Source organism: Sphingobacterium sp. SGG-5, from assembly GCF_011043525.1.
Classification (GTDB): domain Bacteria; phylum Bacteroidota; class Bacteroidia; order Sphingobacteriales; family Sphingobacteriaceae; genus Sphingobacterium.
In genome coordinates this window covers 52,159-69,680 of sequence record NZ_JAAKGO010000003.1, presented here as the reverse complement: position 1 = coordinate 69,680, position 17,522 = coordinate 52,159, and the positions used below count along the sequence as shown (strand labels likewise).

Below are 17,522 nucleotides of genomic sequence, written 5' to 3'. Positions count from 1 at the left end.
GTTTTGAAAAAAGAAGATCTATACAACCTCATACGAAAATATAATGCGGGGTTAGCCACGGACGAAGAGAAGCATATTCTTGAACAATGGTATGACAAGCTCCAAATTCCCCTAAGTGAAGCGGAAGAAGCAACGGTTCGAAATAAGGGAGAACAAGTTCTTCGTCGTCTCCAAGCGCAAAATATCGCTTCGAAAAAACCAATCCGTGCTATTCGTCCGGTCTATCGTTGGATAGGCGTGGCATGTGCTGTTGCAGCGTTATTGTTACTCATAGGATATCCTTTTTTCCAAGGGGATAATACGCAGGACGTAATCCAAAATATAGGTATAACAAACATTATCCCTCCCGGGGGCACAAAGGCCGAACTGATCTTACCGGATGGAAAACGTGTAGATGTGAGTGCACTGGATGAAAAGAAAATTCAGGAACTGTACAGCGCACTTGCTACGAACCAATCTTTTTCTTCATCGGACGAATCGGACAACAAATATGAACTCGTTGTTCCCAAAGGTGGTGAATTCCAATTTGTACTCCCCGATGGCACCAAGGTGTGGATGAACGCCCACTCCAAGCTGTCTTTTTCTGATTTTGACCAACAGTCCGAAAGACGTGTTGCCTTACAAGGTGAAGCTTATTTCGAGGTCGCAAAAAACAAAAGCAAGCCATTCTATGTGGACACAAAAGATGCGCAAGTCAGGGTATTGGGTACACACTTCAATGTAAGGGCTTACGAAAACCAAACCCGGACCACTCTTCTCGAGGGTAGCGTATCTTTTTCTAACCAACTGGAAAGCATCGTGCTCAAGCCAGGACAATTCGGGGAAAACAGCGATTCTAAACTAAAAACAGGCATAGCCGATATTTCTCGGGAAATCGCCTGGAAAAATGATGAATTTTATTTTAAAGAGGACAATATCACATACATTACCCGTCAGCTCGAAAGGTGGTATGATATAACCGTTGCATTTGATACCGGCATATCCATGCAAACGGGTTATACCGGTCGTATAAAACGTACGGCTACCCTACAGGAGGTCGTAGAGATGTTGAACTATGTGATGGACGTCAAGATGGAAATCAAGGGAAACAAACTCTTTGTGGAACGGAAATAGGCCCAAACGAGGGCTCTTAACGTATGAAAGTATCTTTTTTAGTGCTTATTTCAATTTTCCTACTGATACACACTTCTGCTTTCGGGCAGCGAGTTTCCCTATCCGTACGTGGAGCCACATTAGAGCATGTGCTGGACGAAATATCCAAGCAGACGAACTCCCTGTTTTTATATAAAGACAACCTCATAAAGAATATCAAAGTTTCGTCTTTTCAAGTCAAAAACGTGCGACTCACTCAAGTATTAGACAAGCTATGTCAACATTACGGACTGGACTATCGCATCATAGCCGGTACCATCACCATATTTAACAAAGAATCGCCTGCGATCAGCGATGTTTCAAATCAGGAAAAAGTATGGACTGTGCGTGGGAAGGTCATCTCAGATCCGGGGAGTATACCCATGGTTGGAGTTACGGTAAAGAATGTGAACCATAAGTTGTCTACCATGACAGACACTAACGGATATTTTACGGTGGCAGGAAGATATGGAGATACCATATCATTCCAGCATATAGGTTATGTGACTTATAGGCGGACTTTGGGCATAGATCGTATGGACGAGGTCATATTGAACAGTAGCGTACTGGCCCTTGGAGAGGTCGTGGTAACGGGATATGGGGATTTGCGTACAGAAGAATATTCCGGTTCGGTCAAGGTATTGACTTCTGAAGATATGGCCAACCGACCGATCAGCTCTTTTGAGCATGTACTCGCTGGGCGAGTACCGGGACTTATCGTTTCCAGCTCCGGGCAACCGGGAGATATTGCACAAGTACGCTTACGCGGTTTTGGATCGATGAGTTCTTCAAATCAGCCACTGTATGTCATTGATGGGATCATCTTTGACCAGGACAATACCTCGGGGCATAGCAACGCTGCATCCAGCCCCATGGCCATGATCAACCCGGCAGATATAGCCAATATCACCGTGCTGAAAGATGCCGCTTCTGCTTCGCTTTATGGATCCCAAGGCGCCAATGGGGTTATCGTGATCACAACCAAGCAAGGGATACCGTCTAACCGTATGCGGTTTGGGCTATCGGCGCAAAGTGGTGTGTCCAATATCTTCTCCGCCGTAAAACCTGAATTTGTGACTGCCGAACAGTACAAGGAGCTATGGACTGAAGGACAGCTGCATCGATTGATAGCGGAACAGGCCGGCAACTTCAAGGAGAACCTTGACGACCTGTATAGCGATAAACTTGGATATTTTCTGAACGGTCTCAACTACTACCAATGGCACAAACTGGCACAACAGGAGTTCAACAATTATTATGCGCTACAAAAGCCGGATGGAACTTATTATAATTATGATTTCTGGGGTGACGATGCCGACAAATTGCCCAACACGGATTGGTATGACGAGATTACAAGGACAGCAGGGTTTCGGCAGTATAACTTATCGATAAACGGTGGCAGCACCAACTTCACATACTTCTTATCGCTGGGATACCTCGACCAGGAAGGTATCATCCTAAACAGTAATCTGAAGCGCTATGCTATGCGCGTCAACCTCAATTCGGACGACAAAAAGAAATGGATCACGTGGGGGTTAAACAGTACAATCAGCAGTACATCGCAAAGCGGGCCGCTGACCTCGGGTTTGAGCTATAATATGCCACATTATGCAGCCCTCCTCCTACCCCCTGTCATACCCGCCTATCTGGAAGATGGCTCCTACAATTTCAGGTTTCCGAACAATCTGTTGAACGAAAACCATAACCCCATTGCCAGCGCTTACGACAACATACGCCAACGTCCACAGTTCAGTTTGCTGACCTCCGGTTGGGCGAGAATCAAGTTCAAACCTTGGTTGAATTTTACAAGTGATTTGATGCAATATTACGTCACAGGTCGACGCATGGAGTACTTTGATAAGGATTTTGGTTCGGGGTTTGGTACCAATGGGGTGTTGACTAATTACCACTCCAGAAGAGTCAAGATTACCAACCGAAACACCTTAAATTTTAATTATACACTCGATAACAAGCATCGCTTCAACGCTTTGGCAGCATTGGAATTAGCGGATTTTAACCAAGAATGGAACTCCATAGATGCCGTCAATTTTATGACCGACGAAAAGCCTGTACTATCTACAGGAGCAGAAATGTCAAACTGGTCGGGAAGTGGTTATGATTATGCTATGGTCTCACTCGTATCAAAGATTGATTACTCCTGGCGTTACAAATATTTCCTGGGTGCATCATTCCGACAGGATCGGTCATCTCGCTTTTCTCCCGAACACCGCACGGGCAATTTTTGGTCGGTCTCAGGAGCGTATCGTATCACAAACGAATCTTGGGATTGGGTCAAATCCATCAAACCTGTATTTAACAACATCAAATTCAAGGGAAGCTACGGTTATAACGGAACATTACCTTCCAGCTATTACAACTGGCGTACGCTATTCAATGGTACCGGGCGGTATAATGCCGAACATGCACTGTCACAATCTTTCCGGGCGACATACGACCTGAGCTGGGAAAAGAACAAGATCCTGAATGTGGGAGTTGACTTGGGAATCCTGAAAGATAGAATCAAGGTTAGTGCAGAGTATTATCGGAGGCGCTCCTCCGACCTGTTACAGGACGTCCCTGTATCGAAGGTTTCAGGCTATAGCACGATGCTGATGAATACTACGGCTGGGATTGTAAACAAAGGTTTTGAAATGGATCTGGATGCTAAGGTCGTCGATAAACTATTCAAATGGAACATTCAGGCAAATGTCGCTACACTTCGTGCGCGCTATTATGGTCTTGAACAAGACATCATCGGTACGCATATCATGCGCAACGGGGAAAGTGTGAGCTCTTGGTTTCTAAACGAATTTGCAGGAATAAATAGTCACACCGGACAGTTGCTGTTTTACACCTATGATAAATTCGGCAACAAAATCATAGCGAACAACGACTATCCTTCATCCCGTCATGTGATGGGAAAAGGAATACCGACGGCTACGGGCGGGTTTACCAATACGCTTAGCTTTCGTGGATGGAACCTTATGACGCTGTTGACTTATGGCTGGGGACACCAGGTGCTGGATGGCAGAAAATCCCGAATAGGATTAGATGGCCAGTCGGTAGATTACAATATCGATAGCAGCCAATTAGACCGCTGGACACCAGACAATATATATGCCAGCAGCCGAATCCGTATAAATGGACAGCTATCTCCAGGATCATCCACAAGGTACCTGTATAAAGGTGATTATCTTAAACTCAAAAATATACAGCTGGGATACACCTTTGCACCGAATACATTCCGCAAGTTGCACATCAACCATGTATCACTCTACGGACAGGCCGAAAACGTATGGGTTTGGACGACACTGAAAGGATATGACCCGGACTTGCAGTTGGATGGCTTCGTGATGCCAGCGAAGTATCCAAGTGCGACGACTTTTACATTGGGGCTGAATATGAATTTTTAATCTTAAAAAAATAACGATAAGAATATGAAGAAAATAATAAAGGCGAGCGCGCGTATCGGATTGGAAAAGCTAAAGGTACTGTGGAGCGCGGCCGTGCTGTCATCTTTTTTGTTCGCAGCTTGTTCGGCGGGTGGAGATCCCATCCCCGATAATATTATCCCTCCCGGAAAAACACCCAAAGACGGTGTATTTGCCAAGCGCGGAGACAATTCTTTTGTCTATACTAAATACGCCCCATTGGCAGGTAAGCCCATCACGGTCTACTATTATATCCCTACAAAGGGCAATATAGCTGATATGCCCGTGCTATTTTCCATGCATGGAGCCGAAAGAGACGGTACAATCCAACGTAATGCCTGGAAATATTTTGCGGAAGCCAATGAATTTATTGTGATCGCACCGGAATATACACATACCAACGGTTATCTTGAAAATGATTACCAATTTGGTGGCATATTCACCTCCAACGCATTTGCAGAATTGAACCCAAAAGAGAAATGGACCTACCAGACCATAGAAGCTCTTTTTGATTACTTCCTAAAAGAGACCGACAGCAAAGCCACCACATATAACATTTTCGGCCATTCGGCTGGAGGGCAGTTTGTACACCGTTTCCTCTTATCCATGCCTACTGCTCGTGTAAATAAAGCGGTAGCTGCCAATCCAGGTTCATGGACTTTTCCGTATATAGAGGGGATCGTCGGTACAGATGACAAGGTATATGGCTGGCCCTATGCGGTCAAGAATAGTCCATTCAATACCGAAAACATCATCACCCAATTCTTTTCCAAAAAAGTCTGGATACAACTCGGGCAACTGGATACGGATGAAAACGATTCCAGTCTACCCAAGGATGCTCCTTCCAATGCTCAGGGTCCACATCGATTGGCCAGAGGTCGTTTTTTTTACACGGAAACCAAACGTATCGCCGAGGATTTGAATGTGCCATATAACTTTCAGAAAGCCGAAGTGACGGACGCGGGGCACTCTACAATCCGCATGGTCTACGGAAGGCCGGTCTCCAACCCTTCGGATATTTCTAACACGGGGCAAAACTGTGCATTTGACCTCCTATTTAAGTAAAAACTGAAATAAAACATCATATGACAAAAAAAGCAATCTTATTATTCACCATTGTCTTTAGTCTTTTGGCAAGTTCGACACTCCTTGCACAAAAGAAAGAAAACCCCTTCAAAAGAGGTGCCGGATCATTTGAATATACGGGATACGGCCCGTTGAGCGACAAGCCGGTTACACTGTTCTATTATATTCCGACACGAGGCAATATAAAGAAAATGAAGGTACTCTTTTCAATGCACGGTGCTGAACGTAGCGGGTTGATACAACGAGGTGTGTGGCGCAATATAGCCGAAGAATACGGTTTTATCGTCTTAGCGCCACAGTTTACCCATGCCAATGGGTACAAGGAAAACGATTATCAGTTTGGAGGTATTTCCGAAGATCCCAAAAACTTTATTCTAAAGCCTCGGGAAATCTGGACCTATCAGATCATAGAATCAATTTTCGACTATTTCAAAGCATGTACCGGAAGTACAGCCCAAACCTATGATATGTTTGGTCATTCTGCTGGAGGACAGTTCGTACATCGGTTTCTATTGGCTACACCTGAAGCTCGAGTGGATAAGGCTGTAGCAGCCAATCCGGGCAACTACACCTATCCGGAAGAAAAGGGTCTGTATATGGCTTCAGGTGAGCTCGCCAGTCCCCCCAGTTGGCCTTATTCCATCAAAGAGACACCCTTTGCAACAGACGAATACTTGACTCCCTTTTTCAAGCGCAAACTGACCATTCTCATCGGAACAAATGACACCGTACCTGACAGGAAATTGGCTGAAACCCATCCTGTATTTATCCAAGGTATTAACCGATTCGATCGTGCATGGAAGTTTTTCAATGCTTCGCAAATCATCGCCCGAAAAAAGAATTACGCGTTCAATTGGAGCATCATAAATGTCCCCGAAGCGGGACACAGCAGTGCGCAAATGATTTATGGAAGGCCGGGAGTGCGCAACTGGAGAATCGAAAATAACGAACGCGTCTACAACAACAAAGACTTGACAAATATGGGTGCATATTATATCCTTTTCGAAAAATAAAGACCAAATAATTAATCAACTAAGACAAAATCAATGAAAGACAAATTCCTGCTCTTCCACATCTTATTAATTCCAGTAATTTCCTTTGCTGGAGTTAGGCCATTGGAAGCACCCATTTGGGAATACGAGGCCACATTTTCGTCCGCCACGCTCAACCTATCTGTGCAACAAGTGGAAATAAAGGGTTATGTGTACAACCCGGACAACGTCCCCCTGTACGGAGCCATCATCCGGGAAGAGGGCACTAACAATTCGGTATTAGCGGACAAAGACGGAGCCTATTCTATCCAGGTAACTCCAAAAGAAGGGCTAAAACTAAGTTTCAGCTTTTTAGGTATGAAGCCTCAGACCATCGAGGTCAATGACAGGAGGAATATACAGGTGACACTTGTCCCCTTAGAAAACAAGATCGATGAGGTCGTTGTAACCGGATATGGTAACATCAATAAGGAAGAATACACAGGTTCGGCCAACGTTATCAGCTCCAACGACATCGCCAATAGGCCTGTAGGTTCTTTTGAAAACGCTTTGGGTGGACTCACGCCGGGACTATCCATCTCCTCTTCGGGCCAACCCGGTGATATCGCCGAGGTACGCTTACGGGGATTTGGTTCGATGAACTCATCCAGCCAACCCCTGTATGTCATTGATGGTATTGTGTTCGATCAGGAAAACACGACGGGGCATAGTGGAGCGGTCTCCAGCCCTATGGCTACGATCAATCCAGCAGACATCGCCAGCATTACGATTCTCAAAGACGCCGCTTCAGCTTCCTTGTACGGATCACAAGGAGCCAATGGTGTGATTGTCATCACCACGAAACAAGGGGGCGCTGCCGACCGTATGCGCTTTAATTTTTCGGCACAGGGAGGTGTATCCCATATTTTTTCTGCTGTCAAACCCGAATTCGTAACGGCAGAGCAGTATAAGGAATTATGGACCGAAGGGCAGATGCACCGATTGGTTCAAGCCCAAGGTGGCGATTTTAAGCAAAACCTCGACAAGCTGTACGACAATAAACTTGGTTATTTCCTGGATGGACGCAACTATTACCAATGGCACAAACTGGCGCAGCAGGATTTCAATGACTATTATGCCCTACAGAAACCAGATGGCACCTATTATAATTATGATTTTTGGGGTGCCGATGCAGATAAGCTTCCCAACACCGATTGGTTTGATGAAATCACACGTCCGGCTAAATTTCAGCAATATGATTTTTCCATGAACGGGGGAAGTACCAATCTCAAATACTTCCTATCGCTGGGATATCTCGATCAGGAAGGTATCATCCTAAACAGTAATCTGAAGCGCTATTCTATGCGGGTCAACCTCAATTCGGACGACAAGAATAAATTGATCAATTGGGGATTGAACAGTACGATCAGCAGTACGGGGCAAAGCGGACCGCTGACATCAGGATCAAGCTATAATATGCCACATTATGCTGCCCTGCTCCTACCGTCTGTGGTCCCAGCGTACCTGGAAGATGGCTCGTACAATTTTAGATTTCCGAACAATCTACTGAACGGAAACCACAATCCTATCGCCAGTGCTTATGACAACATACGCCAACGTCCACAATTCACTTTGTTTACATCTGCTTGGGCAAGAGTTAATTTTAAACCCTGGTTGAACTTCACCAGTGATGTCGCGCAATACTACATCACCGGACGACGCGTAGATTATTTCGACAAGGAATTTGGTTCGGGATTCGGTGCTAATGGAGAATTAACCAACTACAACTCCAGACGGGTAAAGATTACAAATAAAAATACGTTAAACTTCAATTACACGATCAACAACAGGCACCGCTTCAATGCTTTGGCAGCATTGGAATTAGTGGACTTCAGACAAGAATGGAATTCTATATCTGTAGTCAACTTCATGACCGACGAAAAGCCTGTACTATCTACAGGAGCAGAGGTATCAAGCTGGTCGGGAAGTGGTTATGATTATACTATGGTATCACTGGTATCCAAATTGGATTACTCCTGGCGCTATAGGTACTTTATCGGCGCGTCTTTCCGTCAGGATCAATCCTCCCGTTTCTCTCCCGAACACCGTACAGGCAATTTTTGGTCTGTCTCAGGAGCATATCGTATCACAAACGAACCTTGGGATTGGGTCAAATCCATCAAACCCGTATTTAACAACATCAAATTCAAAGGAAGCTACGGTTATAACGGGACGTTACCTTCCAGCTATTACAACTGGCGTACACTATTCAATGGTACGGGACGGTATAATGCCGAACATGCATTGTCACAATCTTTCCGTGGCACCTATGATCTGAGTTGGGAGAAAAATAAAATCCTCAACGTGGGGGTAGACCTTGGTATGTTTAAAGACAAGATCAAGATCACAGGTGAATATTATAGGCGAAAATCCTCGGATCTGTTGCAGGACGTACCTGTATCGAAAGTCTCCGGCTACAATACCATGCTGATGAATACAACGGCAGGTATCCTCAATCAAGGCTTCGAAGTAGATGTGAATGCCAATATCATTGATAAGTTATTCAAATGGAACGTTAAAGCCAATATAGCTACACTCCATTCCAAATATTATGGATTAGCACAAGACATCATCGGTACGCATATCATGCGAAACGGGGAGAGTGTCAACTCTTGGTTTCTGAACGAATTTGCAGGTATTAACTCACATACGGGCCAACTTTTGTTCTATGCGTATGAAAATGCAGGAAACAAGTTTATCGCCGACAATGACAGTCCATCTGCAAGACGCGTGGTAGGCAAAGGGATACCTACCGCAACGGGTGGAATCAGTAATTCTTGGAGCTACCAAGGCTGGGATCTATCTACCCTCTTCACCTTCGGCTGGGGACATCAGGTTATGGATGGCAGAAAGTCGTCCCGAATCGGTATAGACGGACAATCCTTGGACTATGACCTTGACATAAGCCAGCTCGATCGATGGACCCCGGATAACATATATGCCAGCAGTCGTATCCGTATCAATGGGCAATTGTCCCCGGGAGCATCCACAAGGTACCTCTATGACGGAGATTACCTCAAGCTCAAAAACATCAAGTTAGGTTACACCTTTGCGCCGAGCACATTTCGCAAACTGCATATCAACAGTGTTTCCCTATTCGGACAGGTCGAAAATCTATGGGTATGGACCGATTTAAAAGGATATGATCCTGACCTTCAAATCGACGGAAATATAGGTGCAGCCAAATATCCTACGGCGACCACATTCACTTTTGGACTAAACATGAATTTTTAACTTAAGAAGCTATCAAGATATGAAAAAACTATGCACACTTTTAGCCATATGCTTCGCGTTCAGCTTCTCTTCTTGTAACGATTTTCTGGACAAGGAATCGTATACGGATTATGATGAGAATATCTTAACCAAACCCGAAGGAATCAAGGCTCTGCTCAATGGTATCTATGATTCTTTTTCGAAAGACACCTATTATGGCCGCAATATGTACGGCTATGAAGGCGCCAAAGGTTTAGATTTCTTTGTACGCGTATCGAGTGGAAATACTTTTGAACGTGAGAATCGGTATTCTGAATCCACATCATCCTCCGGTCAGGCGTCGGGACTTTGGATGACGATATATGGTGCTATACGGACTTCCACGACCCTATTGGAAAACATAGACAAAACCCAAGGTCTTAGCGCAGATGAAAAAGCAGCCATCAGTGGCGAAGCTAGAGCGCTTCGGGCATTGGCCTACTTTGATCTCATGCGACTATTTGCCTATCCACCCCGGTTTTCAGTACCCGGCGGTACCGAGTATAACGAACAATACGCACTTGGCCTACCTATCGTCAAAAACATGGATATGGTCAACAATATTCTACAGTACGAGATCCGTAGAAAAACAGCCCAAGAGACTTATACGTACATCGAAGATGAATTTTTAGAAGCTAAAGCTATGCTTTCCGGAAAAAGCTCCCCTGCAGGGCACATTAACTACACAGCCGTATGTGCGCTACTCAGTAGACTCTACCTGTATATGAACCGCTGGGATGATGTGATACTTATGGGCGAAGAAGCCTTGACAGCAGGACAGGGTACATATAGTATGATTCCGTATGACAGCTATAAAACGACTTATTATAAAGCCAATAATTCCGAAAACATTTGGGAACTAGTCTACAATTTGGCCGATAACTTAGGCAGCAATTCTCTCAATTCATTGGTCAGAAAACCGACACACAACAATCCGGGAGCTGCAAATGACGGCCAAGTATCCCAAAATCTGGGATATGCAGCTTATGGATTATTCCCTGCAACGGTCAATTTTTTGCAAAATAGTGTCAACGGTGTGGAAGATGTAAGAGGCTACCTGGTTTGTGATCTGGGCATCGTCAACAAGAACTATAAAGGGTATAGAAAATATGTAGGAGAGAGCTACCATTTCGTCTACAATCTTCCTGTCATCCGACTCCCAGAAATATATTTAAATCTGGCCGAGGCCTATCTGAATAGTGACCAAGCCGATATCGGTTCCGCAGAAAAATATTATAACTATATCCGTCAGGCACGTGTAAAAGATAACGGCTTCAATACAACAGACATAGAAGCCTGTAAAAATCTCATCCTGACGGAAAGACGTCGCGAGCTCATGCTTGAGGGACATACGTATTGGGATTATTTCCGTAGAGGACAAACTTTTCAAAGACCGGAGCTGCTGGAGAATGCCAACAAGAGAACGATAGCGTTCGGTTCCGGAAAATCCGGTTCGCGCACACAGGTCATCTACCCGATTCCCTTGAACGAATTGGAAGCTAACAAGGCTATCCGCGATCAACAAAATCTGGGATACGATACGTACAGTGACGTCTACGATACAGAAGAAAATTAAAAATAATATATACACAAAAATAATAGAAGAATAAATCATGAAAAAACACATGTTAAAATTAATGATCCTTTTTCTTTGTGGCCTGACAGTCATGTCCTGCAAAAAAGAGAGTGATCTAAGTAATGCTGATGAAATCCAGTTGGATGATATTTCACTGAACTTTAACAATGGTGCACAATCCCAACTGTTGGAAATCCCGATCAAAGAAAAAAGCAACGACTGGCACATCTATTCTCCTTCACAAGATACTTGGCTTACCCAAGAGATTATTCCCGGCCGCTCATCCATCTACGTATATGTCGATGGCAACACATCCGGTGAAGCTCGTTCATCCTATATTGTCATCCGAAGCAAAAACTATACACAAAAAATCAATGTACAGCAAGACAGTGAAGGCGGAATCAACCTCTCACAAACTTATGTACCCGTGCGATATCTAAACTCCACCTCTACCGTTAGTATTAACAATTACGATGAGCTGACAGATATTTCAGTCTCTGCCGAGGAAGGCACCCAAGACTGGCTATCTATTTTGACCGAAAACGACAAGATTAACCTGAATGTAAAAATCAATGATTTGACTAGTGCCAGAGAAGCTTTGATTACGGTTACTGCCAAAAGAAAGATTTCTGGTGAGACCGTCACTTCGTTCATCAATCTTTACCAAGGACGTGGCGGCATGACACCGTATGTCATCGATATCCCTGATTTCAGTACTTCAAATGTATATAAAGTGATGGACGGCACTAAACAAGTTGCACAGATCACGAAAGAATTTCTAAGATCCGTCGGATTAGTCAATGCACAGGCTATCGTCATCTATCCGGTAGAAAACGATATTGTAGCTTTGAATAAAGGTTACGTCGCACAAATCATACTCGAAAACAAAGATCTGACGGATGCGACATTTACATACCAAACTCCTATCACGGCAATACATGGCGGTACTGTATCATTTGATATAGCCAACAATAAGATTTCAGGATATGTAGCCGGTACAGAGGCCAATCCAGTAGCCAAGGTATATATGCCGGGTGATGTTGGCATGGGTCCAGAAGAAGTGCCCGGTAGTAAGACTACAACAGTAGAGCCGCACCTTATTGTTGATGTTCGCGGTACAGAGCGGAATGAATACCCGATTGTCAAAATTGGTGCGCAATATTGGATGGGCAAGAACTTGAATACGGTTTATTACAACAGCAATAAGAGTTTTGCTGCGATACCGACGAATATCATGAGCAATACACAAGTTCCAAACTATTCTGTATATACCTTCGTCAATGGTGCATCTACAGATCCTAACGCATTGCTCTATAGAGAACGTTATGGTTTGTACTACTCATATCTAACAATCGGTGGATTTGCCGATAACGCACAAGCAGGTGTCTCTGCGGAGAATGACGTCATCGCGGACAACATATCGCCTCAAGGCTGGATTGTACCATCGGTTGAAGAAGCGCTGTCCTTGAAAGCCTATATCGGAACTATGGCAAGACTCCGTAAATTCATTGACTACTCCACCGGGCAACAAATCTATCCAGTTGCTGGACGTACCGATGACAACATTACTGGTTTTGCAGCGCCTAACGGAAGTTATAGAAACGGAAACACGAGCTGGGCAGGACTTGGAAATCCCAATGGAGCATGGTACCTTACGAGATCTCTCAAAGACGCCAACAATGTAAAAATTATCCATATGAACGATGTGTTAAATGGTGGATCTGCTATGACACGTAATTATAGCATCCGAAGCCTCAATACAACAAGCATCCAAACTTCGGACAATTAAAATATATTAAAATGTCACGTAAAAGCCGTTCCAGATTTTGGGGCGGCTTTCTTACTTCCCCTCGCATTCAGCAACATCAAAATTAGGATAATAACACATTTTTTGGGATATTTATCGCAGGAAGTAAAGTGTAAAATCAGAAAATAAACATGGGCAGTCAATTCGTCAAAAAGGAAATAGGATTTTTGAATAACGTACAGAACCGCTGGCAGGAGCTTCTATATGTCTTCGGCGTAGTCAAGCAATTTATGAAGGGCTTACGTACTTTACATTTTGTCGGACCCTGTGTGACGGTATACGGCTCGGCTCGGTTTAAGGAAGATCACCATTTCTATCAGCAAGCGCGTCACATTTCTGCCGAAATTGCGAAGCTGGGGCTTACCATTATGACGGGAGGTGGGCCAGGCATTATGGAAGCAGCCAATCGTGGTGCAAAAGACGTCAACGGCAAGTCGGTGGGATGCAATATTGTCCTCCCGCATGAGCAGATGCACAACCCTTATATGGACAAGTTTGTCAATATCGAGTCGTTTTTCGTCCGCAAGGAATTATTACGCAAGTATTCGGTTGCTTTTGTTATCATGCCGGGTGGTATCGGGACGTTGGACGAGTTTTTTGAAACCTATACATTGGTACAAACCGGAAAATTGGTCCGGTATCCTATCGTCGTACTCGACAAGCCGTACTATCTCAATATCCTGCAACATTTGGATAAAATGATCGAAGAGGGTACCATTTCCCCGGGAGATAAGGAGCTTGTATTCTTCACCGACAATGCAGATGAGGCGGTAACCTATATCAAAAACTTCTTTCACGCCTATACCATCGGTGCTAAAGACGGCCCGAGAGCACGTTGGATATTGGGTGAGAGGAATTTGAGAAGTGCATAAAGGCGTTTTAACAATTAAGCACCCTGATCAACAAAATTATTCACTTTAGGGCGGAGAAAATAGAGTTGAATAAATAGGGCTAACAAAACAATTCCTGCTAACATGGCAAAATCCTTTCCTAAGTTCCCTGCATCTGAAGATCTTCCAAGAAAATCTGTAATATATGCACCGGAGAAGACGCCGACCATATTCATTAAACCATAGGCTGTCGCCCTGTATTTTGAAGATACAAACTGGCATAGAATAGGCATATTATTCGCATCGAACATACCAAAGCCGAGGCCAAAGCAAAGTGCTGCAGTCACCACGTGGAAAAGAGAATGGCCGAACCCGAGTAATAATAAAGAGGGAATCGTTAAAGCTATACCAATCGCACTGGTATAAACCCGGCCCTTTATATTACGCTGTACCCATCTATCGGAAAGAATTCCACCGAAAATCACCCCGAGAAAGGAGGAAACTGCTATGGTTATTGTCGATAACGGTCCGGCTGTAGACATAGGGATATCCAGATTTTGGGCAAATAATGTCGGCAGCCAGTTTTTTGTAGCCCATCCCGGTAAGCTTGGCACGGCAAAATAAAAAAGTATAACCCAAAAAGAGATATTGGTAAACAATATGCCCAATGCCTTAAAAGCGAAAGGACGTTGTTTCACCAACTTTTCTTGTGCGGTTTTCAGAATGGCACCAGCAGATTTTGCTTCTCGTAAGAAGAATATCAAGATAATAGCATACACTATTCCTATGAGACCAAAAGCACGGAATGCAGTATGCCAGGTAAATGCCTCTGCTACTGTCGCACCAAAGCCTCCGAGCGCTTGTCCCATATATAAACCTGTCATGTGAATGCCAATAGCAAGTGATCTCGTTTTTTCCTGATGAAAATCAGCTATAAGGGACAGTCCGGCGGGAATATACAGCGCCTCGCTGACGCCCATAATAGCCCTCAACCAATAAAGCTGTTGGTAAGTATCTGCATATCCCATGGCAAAGGTTACACCGGACCAAACGAATAAACTGCCTACGATAAGACGTTTACGATTGAATTTATCGGCAATACCACCGGCTATAGGGCTCATAAAGCCATAAATCCACAGGAAAATAGCCATTAAATGGCCGAAATTTGTGGCAGATTGTAATTCAACAATATCAGCTTCCATACTGGGTCGCATCGTAGCCAGCATCTGCCTATCCATATAATTGAGTAGGGCAACAATCCATAAAAGACCTACGACGACCCAAGGGTAATATTTTGAATTTTTCATGAGCATATTTGTGTTTAATTGGTAATAGCGCGTGAGAGTCGATTTTGTAGAGGATAAATTAATTAGTCTTGAGTTATTGTACCAAAAAGCACCTGTGGTGTACGAATTCCTGGTCGTATCTCTCCTGTAGGTAACACTACCCCTCCTTTCCAAAAAACTGTACTGGTTGTAACAGGAGACCAGGTTTTACTTTGATCCTTTCGCACACCGACTTGGATCGAGTGAGTTGCGTAATTCCAAGTATTCTCTTTTCGGTCATAATAGAATACATTATTGGAAAAACCCGGATGCCTTTCTTTTAAATCTTTCGATGCCAACTCACCATTATCGCCCCCAAAAATCAAGAGGCGGTCAGAATCTTTATCGAACCATGCCGGATTAGGTGCCGCAGCTACAGCTTCGGGAAGGTCTGCTATTTTTGTCCAACCGTCGTTATAGTCAAACATATAAGCATCTTTCAAGTATGTCCGTTTACCGTCGTGTAAACTGACACCTGATGCCAACATCAGTTTTCCGTCCAAATCCCCGACGACAGACAACATACGTCCTTCTCCCGGTATCGCCGGACACTGTTCCCATCCTTTTTCAGCCTGATCCAGATCCAATCGCCAACAAATCGATAATGCCGTTTTAGAATCCGGATATTCTATTCCCCCCAAAATATACCAATAGTTTCCTATATGTACACCAGAACAGTTTGCTATCTGATGCGGCAAATCCGGCAAGTTATGGATTTGTAAACTCCCTTCTTGAAACGTCAATTTATAAGCATTGGCAAGATGTCCGTGCTCATTGCTTCCGCCCGCAATAAAAACCGCACCGTTATAGGAAGCGACTGCCCCATATCCCATGCTATCCGGCAAGATTCCGGTTTCCATCCAATCGCCGTCTTTTTCCTTAAGGATGAATATCTTATCTGTCCAAACTTTTTTACCGCCATCCCATGGCGCCTTTCCATCTGGAAAATTAGCACCTCCCATTACAACCAGACAGTCACTTGCTATACCCACATAAGCACCGGCAAACCCGATTGGATCAGGTATATTTGCTAATTTTATCCACTTCATTTTTACCTGCTCTTCCTGGGAAAGCAACGTCATAGGACTTATCATCATCAATATAAATATGATCTGTTGGAAATTCATCAAGACAAAGTTAATTCACCGGAAGCTGCCAGCTCAAGGAAGCCGGACCTATCCAAATCGGCGTATAAGCTTTCTTCTTTGTCAAAAGACAAGGGCGTCAATGGAAGTCGCGGAGTTCCCAGATCAAACCCAGCTTTTTTCATAATAGCCCTTTGTGTAGGAATAGGACCGTATTTCACCAACAGCTGAATCATTTTGACAGCATGATAATGTAATTTTTCTGCTTCTTCCAATTTTCCTTCTTCAAAATACTTGATAACTTGATTGTACAATCGCGCACCGTAATTGTACGTACTTCCTATTGCCCCAATAGCTCCAACTGCAAGCGCAGGCAATAATAATTCATCATATCCAAACAAGATATCATATTTACCATTTTTATAATGCTTACATGCTTGATATTCATGTATCGTCGCCGCGGTATACTTAATCCCTGCTAATGTAGGTATCTGCTGTTCGGCCAATTTTAGAAATTCAATCATGTCGATCTGGATACCCGTCAGAGCCGGAATATGATAGTAGAAAAAAGGCAATTCAGGAGCCGCCGAAGCAATCTCCGCCATACATGCCACGAGGTTAGCCACAGAGGTCGGTTTAAAATAAAATGCGGATACAGAAGAGATGTAATCTGCACCGTGTTCTTGGGCGTGTGCGGCCAAGCGCTTCGCCTCCGTTATGGAACTATGTCCGACGTGTACAAATACTAATATACGTTTATTGACAACCGAGATATATTTTTCAGTAATGGCCATCCTTTCCGCTAACGAAAGACTGGGGCCTTCCCCGTTAGTACCACATACAAATACACCCTTTACCCCCTGTTCGATTAAATACTCCACATACGAAGGGATTATATCCAGGTCAATACTTCCATCCTCCTTGTAAGCAGCAAATGTAGCTGCTATCAAACCTTTAATTTTACTCAT

At 44.0% G+C, this 17,522-nt stretch carries 11 protein-coding genes; 8 read left to right on the top strand and 3 right to left on the bottom strand.

Going from position 1 to position 17,522, the window contains the following annotated elements:
• Nucleotides 1-3 precede the first annotated feature (3 nt).
• The 8 genes from G5B30_RS04785 (at nucleotide 4) to G5B30_RS04750 (ending at nucleotide 14,186) form a co-directional block, all read left to right on the top strand.
• Nucleotides 4-1,113 (top strand): FecR family protein, encoded by a 1,110-nt coding sequence (locus G5B30_RS04785; protein ID WP_165318845.1) that lies wholly within the window; start codon nucleotides 4-6, stop codon nucleotides 1,111-1,113.
• A 23-nt stretch (nucleotides 1,114-1,136) separates the two neighbouring features.
• Complete coding sequence (locus G5B30_RS04780) at nucleotides 1,137-4,544, top strand: SusC/RagA family TonB-linked outer membrane protein (protein WP_165318844.1); 3,408 nt, start codon at nucleotides 1,137-1,139, stop codon at nucleotides 4,542-4,544.
• A gap of 24 nt (nucleotides 4,545-4,568) precedes the next feature.
• Nucleotides 4,569-5,627 carry a hypothetical protein gene (locus G5B30_RS04775; protein ID WP_165318843.1) on the top strand — a complete coding sequence of 353 codons (1,059 nt, stop codon included), beginning with the start codon at nucleotides 4,569-4,571 and terminating at the stop codon, nucleotides 5,625-5,627.
• A gap of 20 nt (nucleotides 5,628-5,647) precedes the next feature.
• The gene (locus tag G5B30_RS04770; RefSeq protein ID WP_165318842.1) at nucleotides 5,648-6,661 is read left to right on the top strand and encodes a hypothetical protein; all 1,014 of its coding nucleotides are present in this window, start codon (nucleotides 5,648-5,650) and stop codon (nucleotides 6,659-6,661) included.
• A 33-nt stretch (nucleotides 6,662-6,694) separates the two neighbouring features.
• The gene (locus G5B30_RS04765; RefSeq protein ID WP_165318841.1) at nucleotides 6,695-9,913 is read left to right on the top strand and encodes a SusC/RagA family TonB-linked outer membrane protein; all 3,219 of its coding nucleotides are present in this window, start codon (nucleotides 6,695-6,697) and stop codon (nucleotides 9,911-9,913) included.
• Between the two features lie 19 nt (nucleotides 9,914-9,932).
• The gene (locus tag G5B30_RS04760; protein WP_165318840.1) at nucleotides 9,933-11,507 is read left to right on the top strand and encodes a RagB/SusD family nutrient uptake outer membrane protein; all 1,575 of its coding nucleotides are present in this window, start codon (nucleotides 9,933-9,935) and stop codon (nucleotides 11,505-11,507) included.
• A gap of 37 nt (nucleotides 11,508-11,544) precedes the next feature.
• A complete protein-coding gene (locus G5B30_RS04755; RefSeq protein ID WP_165318839.1) occupies nucleotides 11,545-13,296 on the top strand; it encodes an FISUMP domain-containing protein in 1,752 nt (583 codons plus the stop codon).
• A gap of 149 nt (nucleotides 13,297-13,445) precedes the next feature.
• On the top strand, nucleotides 13,446-14,186 hold the full coding sequence (locus tag G5B30_RS04750; RefSeq protein WP_165318838.1) for a TIGR00730 family Rossman fold protein: 741 nt from the start codon (nucleotides 13,446-13,448) through the stop codon (nucleotides 14,184-14,186).
• 14 nt (nucleotides 14,187-14,200) lie between these two features.
• Here G5B30_RS04750 and G5B30_RS04745 read toward each other — a convergent pair whose 3' ends face one another.
• From G5B30_RS04745 to G5B30_RS04735, 3 genes are all read right to left on the bottom strand, one after another.
• Nucleotides 14,201-15,451 carry an MFS transporter gene (locus G5B30_RS04745; protein ID WP_165318837.1) on the bottom strand — a complete coding sequence of 417 codons (1,251 nt, stop codon included), beginning with the start codon at nucleotides 15,449-15,451 and terminating at the stop codon, nucleotides 14,201-14,203.
• A 62-nt stretch (nucleotides 15,452-15,513) separates the two neighbouring features.
• Nucleotides 15,514-16,596: a galactose oxidase gene (locus tag G5B30_RS04740; protein WP_165318836.1), complete on the bottom strand. Its 1,083-nt coding sequence runs from the start codon at nucleotides 16,594-16,596 to the stop codon at nucleotides 15,514-15,516.
• Nucleotides 16,596-17,522 carry a dihydrodipicolinate synthase family protein gene (locus G5B30_RS04735; protein ID WP_165318835.1) on the bottom strand — a complete coding sequence of 309 codons (927 nt, stop codon included), beginning with the start codon at nucleotides 17,520-17,522 and terminating at the stop codon, nucleotides 16,596-16,598. The genes G5B30_RS04740 and G5B30_RS04735 overlap by 1 nt, the downstream gene beginning before the upstream one ends.